Origin of the sequence: Dactylosporangium sp. NPDC006015 (assembly GCF_040614215.1) — a bacterium.
In the GTDB taxonomy this organism is placed as follows: Bacteria; Actinomycetota; Actinomycetes; order Mycobacteriales; family Micromonosporaceae; genus Dactylosporangium; species Dactylosporangium maewongense.
Map to the genome: position 1 here is coordinate 165,976 of NZ_JBEXUD010000016.1, position 16,015 is coordinate 181,990.

A 16,015-nucleotide genomic window follows, 5' to 3' on the forward strand; every position below is an offset into this window, starting at 1 on the left:
CAACGCCCCCGAGCATCCCCCGCCCCGAACTCCCCCACCCCACCAGGTCGCAATACCGACATCCCAACGCACACCCAGCGTCGTGCACGCACCCAACACCGGCGGCTGCGACGGCAACGGGGCGCATCCACTGGCCGACGGCGGTCATTGCGCGACGGTAACGAGACCCGTTTCGTACGCGACGATGACCAGCTGTGCCCGGTCCCGCACCTCAAGCTTGGCCAGTAACCGGCTCACGTGCGTCTTGACGGTGGCGAGGCTCAGGTTGAGCTGCCCTGCAATCTCCACATTGGACGAACCGCGCGCGATCAGCGTCAGCACCTCCCGCTCCCGACCGGTGATCCCGTCCAGCCGCCGGTGCACCGCCGGCACGGCGACCGGCCGCTGCGCGAACTCCCCGATCAGCCGTCGCGTCACCGACGGCGCGAGCAGCCCGTCCCCCGCCGCCACGACCCTGATCGCGTTCAGCAGCTCCCCCGGCGGCGCGTCCTTGAGCAGGAACCCACTCGCCCCCGCCCGCAGTGCCCCGTACACGTACTCGTCGAGGTCGAACGTCGTGAGGATCAACACCCGCGTCGCAGCGGTCACCGGGTCGGCACAGATCCGCCGGGTCGCCTCGATCCCGTCCATCAACGGCATCCGCACATCCATCAACACCACATCCGGCCGATGCTGCCCGGCCAGCGCCACCGCCTCGACCCCGTTGCCCGCCTCGCCGACCGTCGTGCAGTCCTCGCTCAGGTCGACCAGGACCCGGAAGCTCCCTCGCAGCAACGCCTGGTCATCCGCGATCAACACCCTGATCACGCCACCACCTCCACCGACAATCCCATGCACCTGACCGTTCCCCACGCTCTCATGCACGCCCATACCCACGCCGAACACGCCACCGCTCCAGCCCATCCAAGCCCCACCGCCGACAACCCCAGCCGCGCCTTCACCTCAACCCACCCAGGCCCCACCGCCGACGAACCCATCCGCGCCACCCAGCCCCTCCACCCAGGCCCCACCGCCGACAACCCCGGCCGCGCCTTCACCTCAACCCACCCAGGCCCCACCGCCGACAACTCCAACCGTGCCACCCCAACGTCCCAAACCCAGTCGTCGACGAACCCATCCGCGCCACCCAAGCCCTCCACCCAAGCCCCACCGGCGGCAACCCCACCCGCGCCATCCGAACCCGCCCAAGCTCCACCCCCGACAGCACCTCCGCCGACAGCCTTACCGCCACCAGTCCCAGCCGCGCCTTTACCCCAACCCGAGCAGGACCCGCCGCCGGGAACCCCGGCCGCGACAACCTCGACGCAGCCAAGCTCCACCGCCGTCAGGACACGACGGAGGCGCGCCGTCTCGTTGGGCCGCGCGGGTTCCGTCGACGGGGGTACGGGTCGCGCCGGCGCGGCAGCCCATGCGGGGCGTTGCGTCGTGGTCATGTCGGCACCTCGACCGGCGTGTACGGCAACCTCGCCGTGACGACGAACCCGCCGCTCTCCCTCGGTGCGGCGGTGAAGTCGCCGCCGTGGGCGGCGACCCGCTCGCGCATACCGATCAGTCCATGGCCGGTGCTGTGCGCGCGGATCGGGCGGCGGCCGTCGTCCGCGACCTCGACGCGGACATCCGCAGGGGCGATCATGACCGTCACCCGGCAGCGGGCCGGCGCCGCGTGCTTCACCGTGTTCGTCAGGGATTCCTGGACAATCCGGTACACCGCGAGACCCACCGACTCGGGCACTGCCTCCTGCGGCACCGTCCCGGTGACCTCCAGGCACGCCTCCACGTCGCCGAACGAGGCCTGCCCGGCCAGCGCCGGCAGCTCTGCCAGCCCGGGCGCCGGCGCATACGGCGCGTCGTCGCGCAGCATGCCCAGGGCCCGGCGCATCTCCAGCAGCGCGCCCCGGCCGGTCGCCTCGATGACCCGCAGCGCGTCGCGGGCCTCCTGCGGGCTCGCCTCGGCGACGTGGTTGCCGACGGCGGCCTTGACCACGATCAGGCTCATCGTGTGGGCGACGATGTCGTGCAGCTCGCGGGCGATCCGCAGCCGCTCCTCCGCGACCGCCTGCCGGGTCACCTGCTCGCTCTGCCGTGCCGCGTGCGCCCGCCGCTCCCGCAACGTCCAGCCGATGAGCCAGCCGGGCATGGTCATCACCGCCCCGTACACGACGGCGAAGCTGCTCGACCAGAGGGTGCCGCCGGTCGTGGCGAGCGCCGTGACGACCGCCGCGAGGCAGCCTGCCGCGACCGGCAGCGACCATCGTGGCGGGGTCGCGACGGCGAGGGTATAGAAGGCCAGCGCGAGCGAGAGAGACGGCGCGGCGGCCGCGAAGTTGGGGATGACGCCGGTCGCGAGCGCGACGGTGGTGGCGAGGCTGACCGTGACGGCGACCGCGACCGGGAAGCGGCGGCGCACGGCGAGCGGCAGGCCGATGACGAGGCCGGTCAGCACCGACACCCATACCGGCTCGACCACGCCTGTGCCCTCGGGCGACTCGAGCGCCGCATAGGCACACAGCGAAGCACCCAGCACCACGGCGAGGACCGCGTCGACCACGTAGAGGTCGACGGGCCGCAGGCGGCGGGTCAGCAGGAGTTCGCGCACGAGGTCGACGGTAGCCGCAGGTGAGGCGGGGACGCGTCATTCTCAGGTCTGCCTCGCGAGGTCATACTTAAGAACTACGCATCGGGCTCAGGTCCCGGTGCCTCCGACTCAAGTACGACGCAATCGAACGACCTGAGTCGGACGCGGCGACACCCCGCCCGCGGGCAGGCTCGTGGGCATGACACCGACGGTGCTTCTCGACGACGTGCGGGCCGTGTACGGCTCCGGCACACGGCAGGTGACGGCCCTCGCGGGCGTGACAGTGGGGTTCGACCGGGGGACGTTCACGGCCGTGATGGGACCGTCCGGGTCGGGCAAGTCGACGCTGCTGCACTGCGCCGCGGGCCTGGACCGTCCTGCGTCAGGCTCGGTCACCGTCGACGGCACCCGCCTCGACGACCTGGACGAGGACGCGCTGACGCGCCTGCGCCGCGATCGGATCGGGTTCGTGTTCCAGGCGTTCAACCTGGTGTCGACGCTGACCGCCGCGCAGAATGTGGCGCTGCCGCAGCGTCTCGCGGGCCGCCGGCCGGCAGGGGATGACGTCGCGGCGGCGCTCACCGCCGTCGGGTTGGCCGACCGCGCCGGGCACCGGCCGAGCGAGCTGTCCGGCGGTGAGCAGCAGCGGGTCGCGCTCGCCCGGGCCCTGATCAGCCGGCCCGCGGTCGTGTTCGCCGACGAGCCGACCGGCGCCCTCGACAGCGCCACGTCCCGGCAGGTCCTCGCGCTGCTGCAGGCCCTCGTCGACGAGCACGGGCAGACGGTCGTGATGGTGACGCACGACCCGGTCGCCGCGGCGTGGGCGGACCGGGTGGTCATCCTCGCCGACGGGCGGATCGTGGACGAGCTGGTCGGCAGCGGCGGGCGGGGCGGGATCACGGCCGAGACGGTCGCCGCACGGACCGCCGCCGTCGAAGCGGGTGCCGTGGGGCCGGCATGCTGACCCGGCGGCGAGCATCGCATTCAGTCGGCGGTGACGGGTGGCGTACGGCGGTGACGCGGACCGTCCGGCGGTTCGCGGGCGCGTTCGTCGCCGTCGCCGTGGGCATCGCGCTGGTCACGGCGACGACGTTGCTGTTCGCGTCGGGACGGCCGCAGGTCCCCGACCGTCTCGCGGCCGCCGGCGTGGTCGTCCGCAGCGTGGACGCCGTCGCGCCCGCCGACTCATTCCCGCCGCCGGTGCCGTTGTCCTCCGACGCTGCCTCGGCGCTCGCCGGGCGCCTCGCCGCTGTCCCTGGTGTCGCGGCCGCCATCCCCGACCGCACGTTCTATGTGCAGGCGATCGTCGACGGCCGGCCGTTTGCGGCCGACGGGCGGAGGCAGGACGCCCGCGAAGGACACGGTTGGGCGAGCGCCCAGCTCGGCGGGCTGCGTCTGACGGCGGGCACCGCCCCGCGCGGTCCCGGCGAGGTGGTCGTCGACCGGGCGCTGGGGCTGTCGCCCGGCGACCGGGTCACGTTGCTGACCGCTGCCGGGCCCACGTCGTACACGGTGAGCGGCACCGTCGACTCGCCCGGCTTCCACGTCACCGACGAGGTCGCCGCGGCGTTCGCGCCGGGCGTCGACACGATCGGCCTGATGCTGCGCCCCGGCGCCGACCCCACGGCCGTCGCCGCGGCGGCCCGCGAGGTCACCGGCACCGGCGCCCGGGTCCTGACCGGCGACGACCGGGGCGTGCTGGAGCCGCGCGACGACGCGCGCATGCGGTGGATCGGGATGCAGGTGCTGACCGCGGTGGCGGCGTTGTCCGGGTTCGTGACGGTGTTCGTGGTCGCGTCGACGTTCGCGTTCGCGGTGGCGCAGCGGCGGCGGGAGTTCGGGCTGCTGCGCGCCGTCGGCGCCACGCCACGCCAGATCCGGCGGACGGTGCAGGGCGAAGCGCTCGCCGTCGGCGCCGCCGGCTCTGTCGTCGGCATGCTCGTCGGGACCGCCGCCGCAACCCCACTGGGATGGGCGCTCGTCGATGCGGGGTTCGAGCCGGCGACGTTCCGGGTGCGGTTGGTGGCGTGGCCGTTCGTCGTGGCGCTCACGGCCGGGCCGGTCGTCGCGCTGGCCGGGGCGTGGTCGGCGGCGCGGCGGGCGGCCCGGGTGCGTCCGCTCGAGGCGTTGCGGGAGGCGGTGGTCGAGCAGCGGCCGATGGGGTGGGCGCGCTGGGTCACCGGCCTGCTGCTGGTCGCCGCCGGTGCCGCGCTCGGCGTGGGGACGGCGACGTCGGGCAGCGCGCAGCATTCGGCGACGTTCGCGCTGTACAGCATGATGGCCCTCGTCAGCGGTGTCACCGTCCTGGCGCCGGCGGTCGTCGGTCCTGTGGTGCGGCTGCTGCGTTCGCCGCTGCCGTCGCGGGGCGGTGCGATCGGCATGCTGGTCCGTGGCAGTGCGCTGACCGCGGCCCGGCGCACGGCGTCGACGGCGGCGCCGGTGCTGCTGACGGTTTCGTTCGCGGTGCTGGTGTCCGGCATGGTCCGCACGTCGACCGGGGCGTACGCGGCGGGGCGGTCCGCGCGGGTCGACGCCGGCTGGGTTGTCGCGCCTGACCGGGCGCCCGGTCTGTCCGACGCGGCCGTCGCGGCGGTGCCCGGTGCGGCGATCCTGCCGACGACGGTGTTCGTCCCGCCTGCCGAGGGCGGTGACGGGCGGGCGCCGCGGACCGCGTTCGGGGTGGAGCCTGCGGCGTTCGCCGCGGTGAACCGGCGTCTCGAGGTGGTGAGCGGCTCGCTCGCGGATCTGCGCGGGGACGACACGGTGGTCCTGACGGCATCTGTTGCCGCGGCGGCCTCGGCGACCGAATCCGGCGCCAGCGTTGGAACGGGCTCGGCCGGTGCATCCGGCGCTCCGATGCCGTCCGGCGGCACGGTGCCGTCCGGTAGCGCGAAACCGTCCGGTGGCGCGGTGCCGTCCGGTGGCGCGGTGCCGTCCGGTGGCGCGGTGCCGTCCGGTGGCGCGGTGCCGTCCGGTGGTGCGGTGCCGTCCGGTGGGACGGGTCCGTCCAATGGCGCGATGCCGTCGACTGGAGCTGCGGGCTCCGGAGCCGCCATGCCGTCCGGTGGCGCGGGGGCGGCGGGTGGCGGGGCTGGGCGGGGTGGGGTTCCGGGGGTGTATCCGGTGATGTTCGCCGACGGGACGGTGGTGGCGTTGCGGGTGGTCGCGGTGATCTCCGATGCGTCCATCCCGGGAGACATGGTCCTGCCGCGGGCGGTGGTGCGGGCGCATGACCTGTCGGCGTTGACGTCGGCGGTGTTTGTTCGGGACCGGGTCGAGGTGCCGGCGGGGTCTGGTGCGCGGGTCGTCGACGTGGGCACGTGGGCGGCGGAGCAGGACGGCGCCGAGGACCGGCTCGTTTGGATGTTCACGGTGTTGCTGATCGCGGTGTCTGCTGGGTATGGGGCCATCGCCGTTGCCAACACGCTGCTCATGGCGGCGGCTGGGCGGGCGGCGGACCTGCGGGCGGTGCGGTTGGCGGGGGCGACGCGGCGGCAGGTGCTGCGGCTGGTGACGGCGGAGTCGGCGCTCGTGGTGCTGATCGGGGCGGTGCTCGGGGGCGTGGTCGCGTTCGGTGCGTTGCTGAGCATCAGGGCGGGGTTGGCCGAGCAGGTGGGGGCGCCGGTGGAGCTGGTCGTGCCGTGGACGGTGGTGGGCGGGGTTGTCGGGCTGTGCCTGCTGCTGGCGGTCGCGGCGAGCGCTGTGCCGACGTTACGCACGCTGCGGAGTGGGCCGGTGCAGGAGCCGCTGTAGGGCCTGCGGAACGGTCACGCCGGCGGCGTCGCAGAGAGGTCCGCGGATGGGCGACGCAGAGAGGTCCGCCGGCGGCGGCGCAGAGAGGTCCGCCGGCGGCGCAGAGAGGTCCGCGGATCGGCGACGCAGAGACGTCCGCAGGTGGCGGCGCAGAGAAGTCCACGGATGGTGTCGCAGAGGTCCGTGGGTGGCGTCGCAGTAAGGTCCGCGTCCGGCAGCGAAGGAGGGGTGTCCGGCTGTGGCAGCGATTGCGGGCGTGACGAGCGCCGTGGCGGCCTTACGCGCGCTGCGGAGCGGCTCGGTGCAGGAGGCGATGCAGGGCCGGCAGGACGGGGGCGCCTGGCTCGCGGTGCGGGTCTGCGGCGTGCGCCGGCATCCGAGGTGATGTGTCGTGCAGGCCTCTGGAGTGGCAGTGGCCGACGTCCGGCGGGGCGTGGTGACCCGCGAGGTGAAGGGAGGGTGTCGAGGTGGGACCGTTGCGAGGAGTCGGTGGGCAGCCTGGTCAGGCGACGTCCATGACCCTGGTGGTGGCGGTGGCGAGGCCTTCGGGGCTGAGGACCTCGACCTGGTCGGCGAGGAACACCTCGACCTGGCCGAGCCGGTCGCGCACCTCGACGAGGGGGACGCCCCGGTCGATGCCCAGCTTGAAGCGTTCGGTGGTGGTGGGCATGCGGCAGGTGAGCCGGCTGCCGCGGCCCATCACCACGATGCGGCGGGCGGGGCGTTCGCGGACGATCGAGGCGGCGCCGCGGCGGGAGGTGACAAGGCCCTCCTCGCGCAGGATGGCGAGGGCGCGGCGGACGGTGGTGAGACTGACCGCGTACCGGTCGCAGAGCTCGCGTTCAGTGGGCAACGGCTGCCCGGAGGGATGGATGCCGCGGGTGATGTCGTCGCGGAGGAGGTCGGCGATCTGGTGGTACATGGCCGGGACGTGTCGCTGCACATTCACGGTGTTCACCCTATCACGATGTAGCCATAAGGCTATGTCTCGGGAACGGATAGACTTCCGCGCCGTGAACGTATCCGCCGCACCGATCGACGTGGCCGTCTCGCTCATGCATGAAGGGCGGTTCGTCGAGGCCGAGGAAGTGATGGTGCGCGAGCTGCGGGCGGTCACCGTCCGGCACGGGCACGGCAGTGCCGCGTGGGCGTCGGCGCAGTGCGACCTGGGCAACATCCTGCTCAACTGCGACCAGCCCGACCGGGCCATCGCCTGCTACCGGGCGGCGATCGCGGTGCCTGCTGTGGACCGCAAGGAGCATCTCACGTACCGGCTGAACCTCGGCCTCGCGCTGCGCATGACCGGCAGGCTCGAGGACGCCGAGGCCGAGCTGCGCCGTGGGGCTGAGGGGCGGCAGGCGTTCTACGGCCGGGACCACGCCGGGTACGCGTTCGGCCTCGAACCCCTGGCGGACGTGCTGCTGCAGCGCGGCAACGTCGGGCAGGCGCGGGACGTGATCGAGGAGGCGGTGCGCAACCTGTGGAGCAACGGGCACGACCAGGTCGCGTCGGCGCTCGCGCTGCGCGCGGAGGTCGTGCACGCCGGCGGGACCGGCGAGCCGCTGTTCGCGGGGCTGGACCAGCTGCCCGACGGAGTCGTCGAGGCCATGGCGTCGGCGGTACTGCTGCGGCAGGGGCTCGCCGAGCCGGCCGCGCACCGGGCCGTCATCGCCGTGCTCGCCACCGCGGTCGAGGTCAGGCTCGGCCCGGACCATCCCGTGACGCTCAACGTCCTCACCGCGCTCGCGAACACCGGCCGCGACCTGGGCGATCCGGCCGGGCGGGTCGACGCGATCCGCAGGGTCCTCGCCTCCCACGACCGGCAGGGGCGCGCCGAGGACGCTCTCACGGCGGAGCTCGGCCTCGCCCTCGCGTACGGCGACGCCGGTGACCGGGACGGTGCGCTGCGCACGTACGAGGCGGCGCACCGGCGGGCGCTGCGGATCGACCGGCCGGAGCTGACCAGTCTGGTGCTGCGCAACTGGGGGCTGGCGCTGCGCGACGCCGGCCAGACCGCGGAGGCGGAGCGGTGCCTCACCGACGCGGTGACCCATGCGCAGCGCGGCGCGGACTTCGAGATCCTCGGCCGGGCCGGGGTCGCCCTCGGGATCTTCCTGCAGCACCAGGAGCGGCTGGCGCAGGCACGGACCGCGTTGGAGCAGGGGCTCGCCGCGCTGCCGGACGCGCATCCGGACGCGATCGCCGGGCGGAGTCACCTCGGCGCGGTCCTGCAGGGCCGGACCTGCGGGTGCGGGGACGTGGCGGGCGCGGTCGAGGAGGCGTTCCGCGAGTTCGTGGTGCGCCGGTTGCCGCAGGATCTGCTGGAGCGCTTCGAGGCGAGGATCGTCGACGGGGACTTCAAGATCGAGGTGCACCTGCGCCGGGAGCCGACCGAGGAGGAGTTGCAGCGGCTCAACGGCGTGGTGCAGTCGGCGCTCGCGGAGTTCCGGCACCGGGTCCAGGATCAGGGGTAGTGATCGACGTCGTTTCCTTGCCAGCCTGTGTACCGGATGACCGCGTCGATGCCAGCGCCGTCGAGCAAGGGGTGGCGCCGGCGGCGCGGTCGGCAGAGCGGCGCGGTCGGATCGCTGACGGGCAGGGACGGCGGGGTGCAGGATGCGGACGGCACCGGCGGGATCCTTCGGTTTCTGGACCGACGCGCGGCGCGACGCCCTCGGCTCGGGCGCGGGCGGCGCGCCCAACCGAAACCGGCAGCCAGGCGGCGCGCCCAACCGGAACGAGCGGCAGAGCGGCGCGTCCAACCGAAACCAGCAGCCAGGCGGGCGGGCCAGCAGAGCGGGCGGCGGGACGGGGCATGCAACCGAAACGAGGGGTGGGGCGCACCTAGGGGCTAGGGAGGTGCGATGCCGAGCGGAGAGAGCGAAGAGCAGCGCCAGTTCCGGGAGTACTTCACGGCCCGGCGGGATGTGGTGCGCAGGACGGCGTACCTGTTGTGTGGGGACTGGCACTGGGCTGATGACCTGACGCAGACGGCGTTCATGCGGCTGGCGGTGGGCTGGCGGAAGGTGCGCGACCGGGAGGCGCTCGACGGGTTCGTGCGGACGTGTCTGGTGCGCGCGTACCTGGCGGACGTGCGGCGGGTCTGGCGGCGGCGGGAGCGCAGTGTCGCGGAGCCGCCCGATGTGGCGGGGGCGGCCGGCGCGGCGGAGGGCAGCCCGGGCCGGATCGCGTTCGCGGCCGCGCTGCGGCAGTTGCCGCCGCGGCAGCGGGCGGTGCTGGTGTGCCGGTACTACCAGGACCTCGACGTCGCCGCGACCGCGGCGGTGCTCGGGTGCGCACAGGGGACGGTGAAGAGCCAGGCCGCGCGCGGGCTGGCGAGGCTGCGGGAATTGCTCGAGGCCGACGGTGAGCTCGCGTTGACGGAGGGGCTGCGATGAACCAGATCCGGGAACGGTTCGACGAGGCCGCCGGTGAGGCGCCGCCGAGCAGGTTGTCCGCCGACGCGGTGTACGAGCGGGCGTTCCAGCGCAGGCGCCGGCGGGCCGCGGGGTGGACGGCGGTCGCGGCGGCGGTGGCAACCACCGCGGTCGTCGCCGCGGCGACGCTCACGCCGTCAGGGGGGCAGCCCGCGGACCCGCCGACGCAGACCGCCGACGGGTGGCCGGCGGGCACCCGCGACGGGTCCATCGTGTCGATCGCCGCCGCCGACGCCGAGCACCTGTACGCGAAGGTGAACGCGTGCGGTGAAGGGGCGCGGTGCACGGTGAACCTGGTGGGATCCGACGACGGCGGCAAGACGTGGACGGTGCGGTCGGAGGACGTCGCCGGTGACGTGTCCGCGCCGTCGCCGGGGGTGCTGGCGCAGACCGTCGAGCAGCAGAACACCGACCCGGCGGGCCCGCAGCTGCTGCACATCCCGATGGTGAGCCGGGACGGCGGCCGCAGCTGGCGGGTCGTGGAGACGGTCGCCGGGAAGGTGCCGAAGGTGCCGGCGGGCGGCTGGATCATCTGCGCGCCGCCGACGAGGCCCGCCGACCTGTGCACGATGCTCGCCGTCGACCCCGTCACCGCCCGCGCGACGCTGCTGGCGAACCCGCCGGACATCGACGTCCACGACACCGTCGCGGTGCCGGCGGCGGGCGGGTTGTGGGTCAGCGGGTGGGAGCGCGGCGGCGAGCACCGGCCCGCGGTGTCCGTCAGCCACGACGGCGGCGTCACGTGGGCGACGTCCGTGTTCGGCCGCGGCGACGCCGATTTCCCGGCGCCGGATATGTACGTGTACCCGGCCGTGGACAGCGTCGACGGCGTCACCGGGTACACGGTCATCACCCAGCCGGACCCGGCGGACACGACCGGCGTGGGCCCGACGTCGGCGGCGACCGCGGGGGTCAGGACGCTGGTCTACCGGACCGGCGACGGGGGCCGCACCTGGCAGCGCGTGCACCCCGGGCAGACGTTGCCGCGGGCGGCGTACCAGGAGGGCGACGCCTATGTCGCGGCCGGCGGCACCCACGTGGTGCTGACCCGGATGGACCCGCCGCAGGAGTGGTACGCCAGCACCGACGGCGGGCAGACGTACCGCCCGGCGAAGCAGCCGGGTCTCGGCACCGCGCTGCTGCACACCGCCGGTGAGCGGGTCCTCGCCGCCGGCCCCGGCGCCTACTACGCGTTCGACGCCGACGCGCTGTACCGCTCCAGCGACGGCCTGCAGTGGACGAGGACGGTGGTGAAGGTGACGGGGTGATGCCGGAGAATGAGGGCCGTGCGGATCGAGGACGTGACCCCGGAGACGCTGCGGCCGGTGCGCCGCTCGATGCTGGTGCAGCGCTGGCACGACCTCGCGTTCCTGCACTGGGCGGTGCCGCCGGAGACCGTCGCGCCGTTCCTGCCCGCGGGCACGGTCCCTGACACGCTCGACGGGGTGTCGTTCGTGGGGCTGATCGGCTTCCGGATGGTGCGGCTCGGCCTGTTCAGCGGGCCGGGCCTGCCCTATCTCGGCACGTTCTGCGAGACGAACGTGCGGCTGTACAGCGTCGACGGCGCCGGCCGGCGCGCCGTGGTGTTCCTGTCGCTGGACGCGGCGCGCCTGCTGCCGGTGCTGACCGCTCAGGTGTCGCTGCGGCTGCCGTACAAGTGGGCGAGGATGCGGCTGGTGAAGGACGGCGACGTCGTGCGGTACACCAGCCGCCGCCGCTGGCCGGGTCCCCGCCCCGCGGTGAACGGTATGGCGGTGCGGGTCGGCGCGCCGGTCGCCGAGCCGTCGCCCCTGGAGCACTTCGTCACGGCCCGCTGGGGGCTGCACACCCGCGCGTTCGGCCGCACGCTGCACCTGCCGAACGAGCATCCGCGGTGGCCGCTGTACCGCGCGGACCTGCTCGACCTCGACGACACTCTGGTGACCGCGGCGGGCCTGCCGGCGCCGGCCGGGCCGCCGGTGAGCGTGCTCTACTCCCCCGGCGTCCCGGTCCGCTTCGGCACCCCGAACGTCGCCGCCCGCTGAACAACGCGGCCCGCCACAGCCACAGAGACGGCTACAGGGTGACGACGATGCCGATGCTCACCCGCGGGCGGCGCAGCAGCCGGTTGAACCAGTTGCCGATCCGCGAGGAGATGTACCGGCGGCCGATCGCCCGGCGGATGCGGTCGACCCCGTCGGGGTCCTCGACGAGCCGGGCGGTCCCCTCGAACGACGGCGCGCCCTCCGGGACCCGGCCGCGGATGTCGCTGGGCGCGACCACGACCCGGCCGCTGTTGCGCAGCCGCTTCACCTTCCCCGACCCGGGCTCGGTGAGGATCAGCACCTCGTCGCCGTCGACGACGTGCCACACGGCGGTGGAGACGGGCGTGCCGTCCTTGCGGAACGTGGTGAGGGCGACCTGCTTGCGCCGGCCCAGGATGTCCGTGCGACTGCTCATCACCCAACGGTAGGCCGCAGCCACGGCTCCACCCGCAGCAGGTCGAACCCGATGGCGTTGAGCTGCTCGTACAGCCGCGGGGTGAGCATCATGAGCTCGACGGTGAACACGTCGTCGCCGCCGACGGACCAGATGCCGCTGGCCGGGTCGGACATCAGCGGGTCGAGGCCGGCGCTGACCTGCTCCCGCAGCTGCTCCTGCCGGGCGAGGCTGGGCCGGCCGGGCGCCGCGACCACGCACAGGTTGCCGTCGAACAGCTTCCGCAGCCGCTGCTCCTCGCCCGCGGCGTCGCCGGCGACGACCTCGACGACCGTGACCTCGGTCGGCTGCGGGCCGGTGGTGGCCCCGGTCGGCGGCCCGTCCGGGTAGGCGATCCGCAGCGGCCGGAACCGGTCGGGGTGCTGCTCGTAGATGTACTGGTGCATCGCGTTGCTGTCGGCGCCGCCGCCGGGTTTCCAGCCGCCCTTCGGCGCCCCGCACGGCACGGTGTCGTCGAAGCCCACCGGCGCCGGCGGCTTCGGCGGCCCCTGCTCGGTGACGTGCAGCTGACCGTCGCGCCAGGTGCCGCGCAGCCTGGCCTGGCCGGTGGTGACGCCCGCCACGACGCTCGCGCCGGTGAGCTTCGCGGGGTCGACGCCGGTGACGTCGACGCCGAGCGCGCACGTCGGCGGCTCGTTGCCGGGGCGGCCGATCGCGGGGACCGGGGCGGGCGCGCAGAGCCGGGCCGGTTTCCCCGGCGCGACCAGCACCTGCCCGCTGGCCTCGACGAGGTCGCCGTCGTCGACGACGAGCGTCCTGGGGTCGGCGGCGGCCCGCGCCGACGGCGGCGGCTGCTCGCCGGGTGCGGCCGGTGGCCGGTTGACCACCAGTACGGCGGCGACCAGGGCCACCAGGGTGCCGGCTCCCGCCGCGGCAACGACCGCCCACCGGCGGCCTCCATCGATGCTCATGCTGCTGAGACGCTCCCGCGACCGATCCGGTTCCGTGGTTCCGTGGTTCCGTGCGGATGGGCGGGGCCGGGAAGCGGGCGCGCTGCAGGGTTCGTTTCCGGCGAACCGGAGTACGAGAAAGAAGGAAGCACGCCATGGAGCCGGCCCCGCACGCCGACAGTACCGCGTTGCGGCACCCGGGGTGCGGGCACCGCGACGCGGAATCATCCTGCTATGTCGACCGTGATCCTCGACGGTGGCGGGGCGGCCGGCGTCTGGGCGTGCCGGCTCGGCCACCACAGCCGCGGCCCGACGTCGATGGCGAGCGCCGGCACCAGCAGCGTCCGCACGACGAACGTGTCCAGCAGCACGCCGAGGGCGACGATCAGGCCCATCTGCACCGCCGCGACGAACGGCAGCAGCACCAGCACGCCGAACGTCCCGGCCAGGACCAGACCGGCGCTGGTGATGACGCCGCCGGTGGCGGTGAGGGCGGTGAGCATGCCGTCGCGGTTGCCGCGCACCGCGACCTCCTCCCGCGCCCTGGTCATCAGGAAGATCGTGTAGTCGACGCCGAGGGTGGTGAGGAACAGCCACGCGTACAGCGGCATGCCGTGCACGATGTTCGGGTGGCCGAGCGCCTGGAAGACCAGCCCGCACAGGCCCATCGCCGCGACGTAGGACAGCGCCACGCTCGCCGCCAGCAGCAGCGGCGCGACGAGCGCCCGCAGCAGCAGGATCAGCACGATCAGCACCACGCCGAGGATCAGCGGCACGACGACGAGGTTGTCACGCTCCGACGCCCTGGCGACGTCCACGGCGGTCGCGGTCTCCCCGCCGACGACGGCGTCCGCGCCCGGCACCGCGTGCACGGCCGCCCGCAGCCGGTCGACGGTCGCCCGGGCGGCGGCGGAGTCCGGCGGGTCGGTGAGCGTCGCCGCGATCGACACCCAGCGGCCGTCCGCGGACCGGCCGGTCGCCGTCGCGTCCGCCACCCCGCCGGTCGCCTTCGCCGCCGCGACGACCGCGTCGACCGTCGACGCGTCCGCCAGGACGAGCGCCGGCGACGACACGCCACCCGCGAAGTGCCTGTCGATGAGGTGCTGGCCGGCGACGGAGCCGACCTCCGTGGTGTACATCTGGGAGGTGCTCTGCCCGAGCCGCAGCCCGAACACGCCGATCCCCAGCAGCACGAGGACCGCCGCCGTGACCGTCCACAGCAGCCGCGGCCGCCGCCCCACGAGGTCCCCGGCGCGGTGCCAGAACCCGCGTCTGGTCGTGACGGCCGCGCCGTAGCGGGGCACGAACGGCCAGAACAGCCACCTGCCGAGCAGCACCAGCATGGCCGGCAGCAGCGTCGTCATCACCGCGAACGACACGATGATGCCCGTCGCGGCGATCGGGGCGAAGCTGTGCATGTCGTTCATCCGAGCCGCGAGCAGGCACAGCACGCCGAGGGACACGGTGGCGGCGGAGGCGAGGATCGCGGGGAACGACCGGCGCACCGCGACCGCCATCGCCGCCGTGCGGTCCGGGTGCAGGTGCAGCTCCTCCCGGTACCGGGCGATGAGCAGCAACGCGTAGTCGGTGCCGGCGCCGAAGACGAGGACCGTCATCATCGTCGTCAGGTCGGCGGTGACCGTCACGTCCAGGTGCTCCGCCATCAGGTAGACGAGCGCGGAGGACAGCTGGCTGGCCGCGACCGCCGCGACGAGCGGGACGATCCACAGCACCGGGCTGCGGTACGTGAGCAGCAGCAGCACCGCGACGATGCCGGCGGCGGCGAGGAACAGGGTGGTGTCGGCGCCCTGACCGGCGTCGTCGAGGTCCGACAGCGCCCCCGCGGACCCGGTGACCTCCGCGCGCAGCCCGGCGGGCGAGTCGGCGAGCGCCGCCTTCACCTGCTTGACGACGTCCTTGTCCTGGACCGGGAACGACAGCAGCAGCGCCTGCCCGTCGCCGCTCGCGGTGATCGCACCGATCTGCTGGCCGGTCGTCCTCCCGAACTCCTGCCGGTCGGCGTCCACCGCGGACCGGTCGGCGTCGGTGATGCCGCCGTCGCGGACGTACACGACGACCGCGACCGGGGTGTCGCTGCCCGGGAACGCCTCCCGCGCCCGCAGCAGCGCCTGGGTCGCCTCGGCGTTCTGCGGCAGCAGGGCCGCCGGGTCGGTGGTGGTGACGTCGCCGATCTTCCCGGCGAGGGGCAGCAGCAGGAACCCGGCGACGAGCCACAGGCCGAGGACCGCGACCGCGCGCCTCATTCGACGGTCCGCAGGATCTTCTCGATCGACGCGGTGCGGGTGCGCAGGTCCGCCACGTCGGTCGCGATCCGGTTCTGGGCGTCCATCGAGTTCTCCGCCAGCTGCTCGTAGCGGCGCACCAGCTGCCGCAGGTCCTCCTGCTGGTGCCCGGCGACCTTCAGCTTCCGGTACTCCAGCCAGCTGGCGAGGCTGAACCCGAACAGGAACAGCAGGGCCACCAGCAGGCCGAGAAACGCGGTGATCTCCGGCCAGGTGATTTCTTCCGCGCTCAGGTACATCAGGACCGCTCCTTGGGGTCGGTGAGGGTTTCGGCCGCCGCGGCGAGGGTCGCGGCGTTCAGGTGCAGGTCGAAGTCCGCGACCTCGTAGTACTTCATCGCCTTGCCGTCCTCGGAGAGCTCCAGGCTGCCGACGATCAGGCCGGCCGCCTCCAGCCGTTGGAGGTGCATGTGCAGCAGGGGCCGGCTGACGCCGATCTCCCGGGCGAGTCGGCTCACGTAGTCACGGCCGCCGGCAAGCTTCGCGACGATGCGCAGTCGCAGCGGGTTGGACAGGGCCGCCAGCATCTCGACCAGGTCGTCGCCGGTGGGCGAGCTCGCCGTCATGATGCTCCTTCACA

At 73.9% G+C, this 16,015-nt stretch carries 15 protein-coding genes; 7 read left to right on the forward strand and 8 right to left on the reverse strand.

The features are described from left to right. Positions 1-144 precede the first annotated feature (144 nt). Both ABZ321_RS27990 and ABZ321_RS27995 read right to left on the reverse strand, forming a co-directional pair. Positions 145-807 (reverse strand): response regulator transcription factor, encoded by a 663-nt coding sequence (locus ABZ321_RS27990; protein WP_354896611.1) that lies wholly within the window; start codon positions 805-807, stop codon positions 145-147. A 622-nt stretch (positions 808-1,429) separates the two neighbouring features. Then, positions 1,430-2,596 carry a sensor histidine kinase gene (locus tag ABZ321_RS27995; RefSeq protein ID WP_354896488.1) on the reverse strand — a complete coding sequence of 389 codons (1,167 nt, stop codon included), beginning with the start codon at positions 2,594-2,596 and terminating at the stop codon, positions 1,430-1,432. Between the two features lie 178 nt (positions 2,597-2,774). Here ABZ321_RS27995 and ABZ321_RS28000 point away from each other — a divergent pair, with 178 nt between their 5' ends. From ABZ321_RS28000 to ABZ321_RS28010, 3 genes are all read left to right on the forward strand, one after another. Further along, entirely contained in the window at positions 2,775-3,539 is a 765-nt protein-coding gene (locus ABZ321_RS28000) for an ABC transporter ATP-binding protein (protein ID WP_354896491.1), read from the forward strand. Positions 3,540-3,589: 50 nt separating this feature from the next. Beyond that, complete coding sequence (locus tag ABZ321_RS28005) at positions 3,590-6,328, forward strand: FtsX-like permease family protein (protein ID WP_354896494.1); 2,739 nt, start codon at positions 3,590-3,592, stop codon at positions 6,326-6,328. Positions 6,329-6,566: 238 nt separating this feature from the next. Continuing rightward, a complete protein-coding gene (locus ABZ321_RS28010) occupies positions 6,567-6,713 on the forward strand; it encodes a hypothetical protein (protein WP_354896497.1) in 147 nt (48 codons plus the stop codon). A gap of 117 nt (positions 6,714-6,830) precedes the next feature. Here ABZ321_RS28010 and ABZ321_RS28015 read toward each other — a convergent pair whose 3' ends face one another. Then, a complete protein-coding gene (locus ABZ321_RS28015) occupies positions 6,831-7,277 on the reverse strand; it encodes a GntR family transcriptional regulator (protein ID WP_344499254.1) in 447 nt (148 codons plus the stop codon). A 64-nt stretch (positions 7,278-7,341) separates the two neighbouring features. Here ABZ321_RS28015 and ABZ321_RS28020 point away from each other — a divergent pair, with 64 nt between their 5' ends. The 4 genes from ABZ321_RS28020 (at position 7,342) to ABZ321_RS28035 (ending at position 11,789) form a co-directional block, all read left to right on the forward strand. Then, positions 7,342-8,802 carry a tetratricopeptide repeat protein gene (locus tag ABZ321_RS28020; RefSeq protein WP_354896500.1) on the forward strand — a complete coding sequence of 487 codons (1,461 nt, stop codon included), beginning with the start codon at positions 7,342-7,344 and terminating at the stop codon, positions 8,800-8,802. A 390-nt stretch (positions 8,803-9,192) separates the two neighbouring features. Continuing rightward, positions 9,193-9,726, forward strand: coding sequence for a SigE family RNA polymerase sigma factor (locus ABZ321_RS28025; protein WP_344499250.1), 534 nt, complete (start codon positions 9,193-9,195; stop codon positions 9,724-9,726). Next, complete coding sequence (locus tag ABZ321_RS28030) at positions 9,723-11,033, forward strand: hypothetical protein (RefSeq protein ID WP_354896503.1); 1,311 nt, start codon at positions 9,723-9,725, stop codon at positions 11,031-11,033. The genes ABZ321_RS28025 and ABZ321_RS28030 overlap by 4 nt, the downstream gene beginning before the upstream one ends. Before the next feature lie 9 nt (positions 11,034-11,042). Then, positions 11,043-11,789, forward strand: coding sequence for a DUF2071 domain-containing protein (locus ABZ321_RS28035; RefSeq protein WP_354896506.1), 747 nt, complete (start codon positions 11,043-11,045; stop codon positions 11,787-11,789). 31 nt (positions 11,790-11,820) lie between these two features. Here the strand turns inward: ABZ321_RS28035 and ABZ321_RS28040 are convergent, their stop codons facing one another. The 5 genes from ABZ321_RS28040 to ABZ321_RS28060 form a co-directional block, all read right to left on the reverse strand. After that, positions 11,821-12,204 carry a PPOX class F420-dependent oxidoreductase gene (locus tag ABZ321_RS28040; protein WP_354896509.1) on the reverse strand — a complete coding sequence of 128 codons (384 nt, stop codon included), beginning with the start codon at positions 12,202-12,204 and terminating at the stop codon, positions 11,821-11,823. Continuing rightward, positions 12,204-13,154 carry a hypothetical protein gene (locus ABZ321_RS28045; protein ID WP_354896512.1) on the reverse strand — a complete coding sequence of 317 codons (951 nt, stop codon included), beginning with the start codon at positions 13,152-13,154 and terminating at the stop codon, positions 12,204-12,206. Before ABZ321_RS28045 ends, ABZ321_RS28040 begins: the two co-directional genes overlap by 1 nt. 203 nt (positions 13,155-13,357) lie before the next feature. Beyond that, entirely contained in the window at positions 13,358-15,397 is a 2,040-nt protein-coding gene (locus ABZ321_RS28050) for an MMPL family transporter (RefSeq protein WP_354896515.1), read from the reverse strand. After that, positions 15,394-15,675: a hypothetical protein gene (locus ABZ321_RS28055; protein ID WP_344499238.1), complete on the reverse strand. Its 282-nt coding sequence runs from the start codon at positions 15,673-15,675 to the stop codon at positions 15,394-15,396. Before ABZ321_RS28055 ends, ABZ321_RS28050 begins: the two co-directional genes overlap by 4 nt. After that, entirely contained in the window at positions 15,675-16,001 is a 327-nt protein-coding gene (locus tag ABZ321_RS28060; RefSeq protein ID WP_344499236.1) for a winged helix-turn-helix domain-containing protein, read from the reverse strand. Before ABZ321_RS28060 ends, ABZ321_RS28055 begins: the two co-directional genes overlap by 1 nt. Positions 16,002-16,015 lie beyond the last annotated feature (14 nt).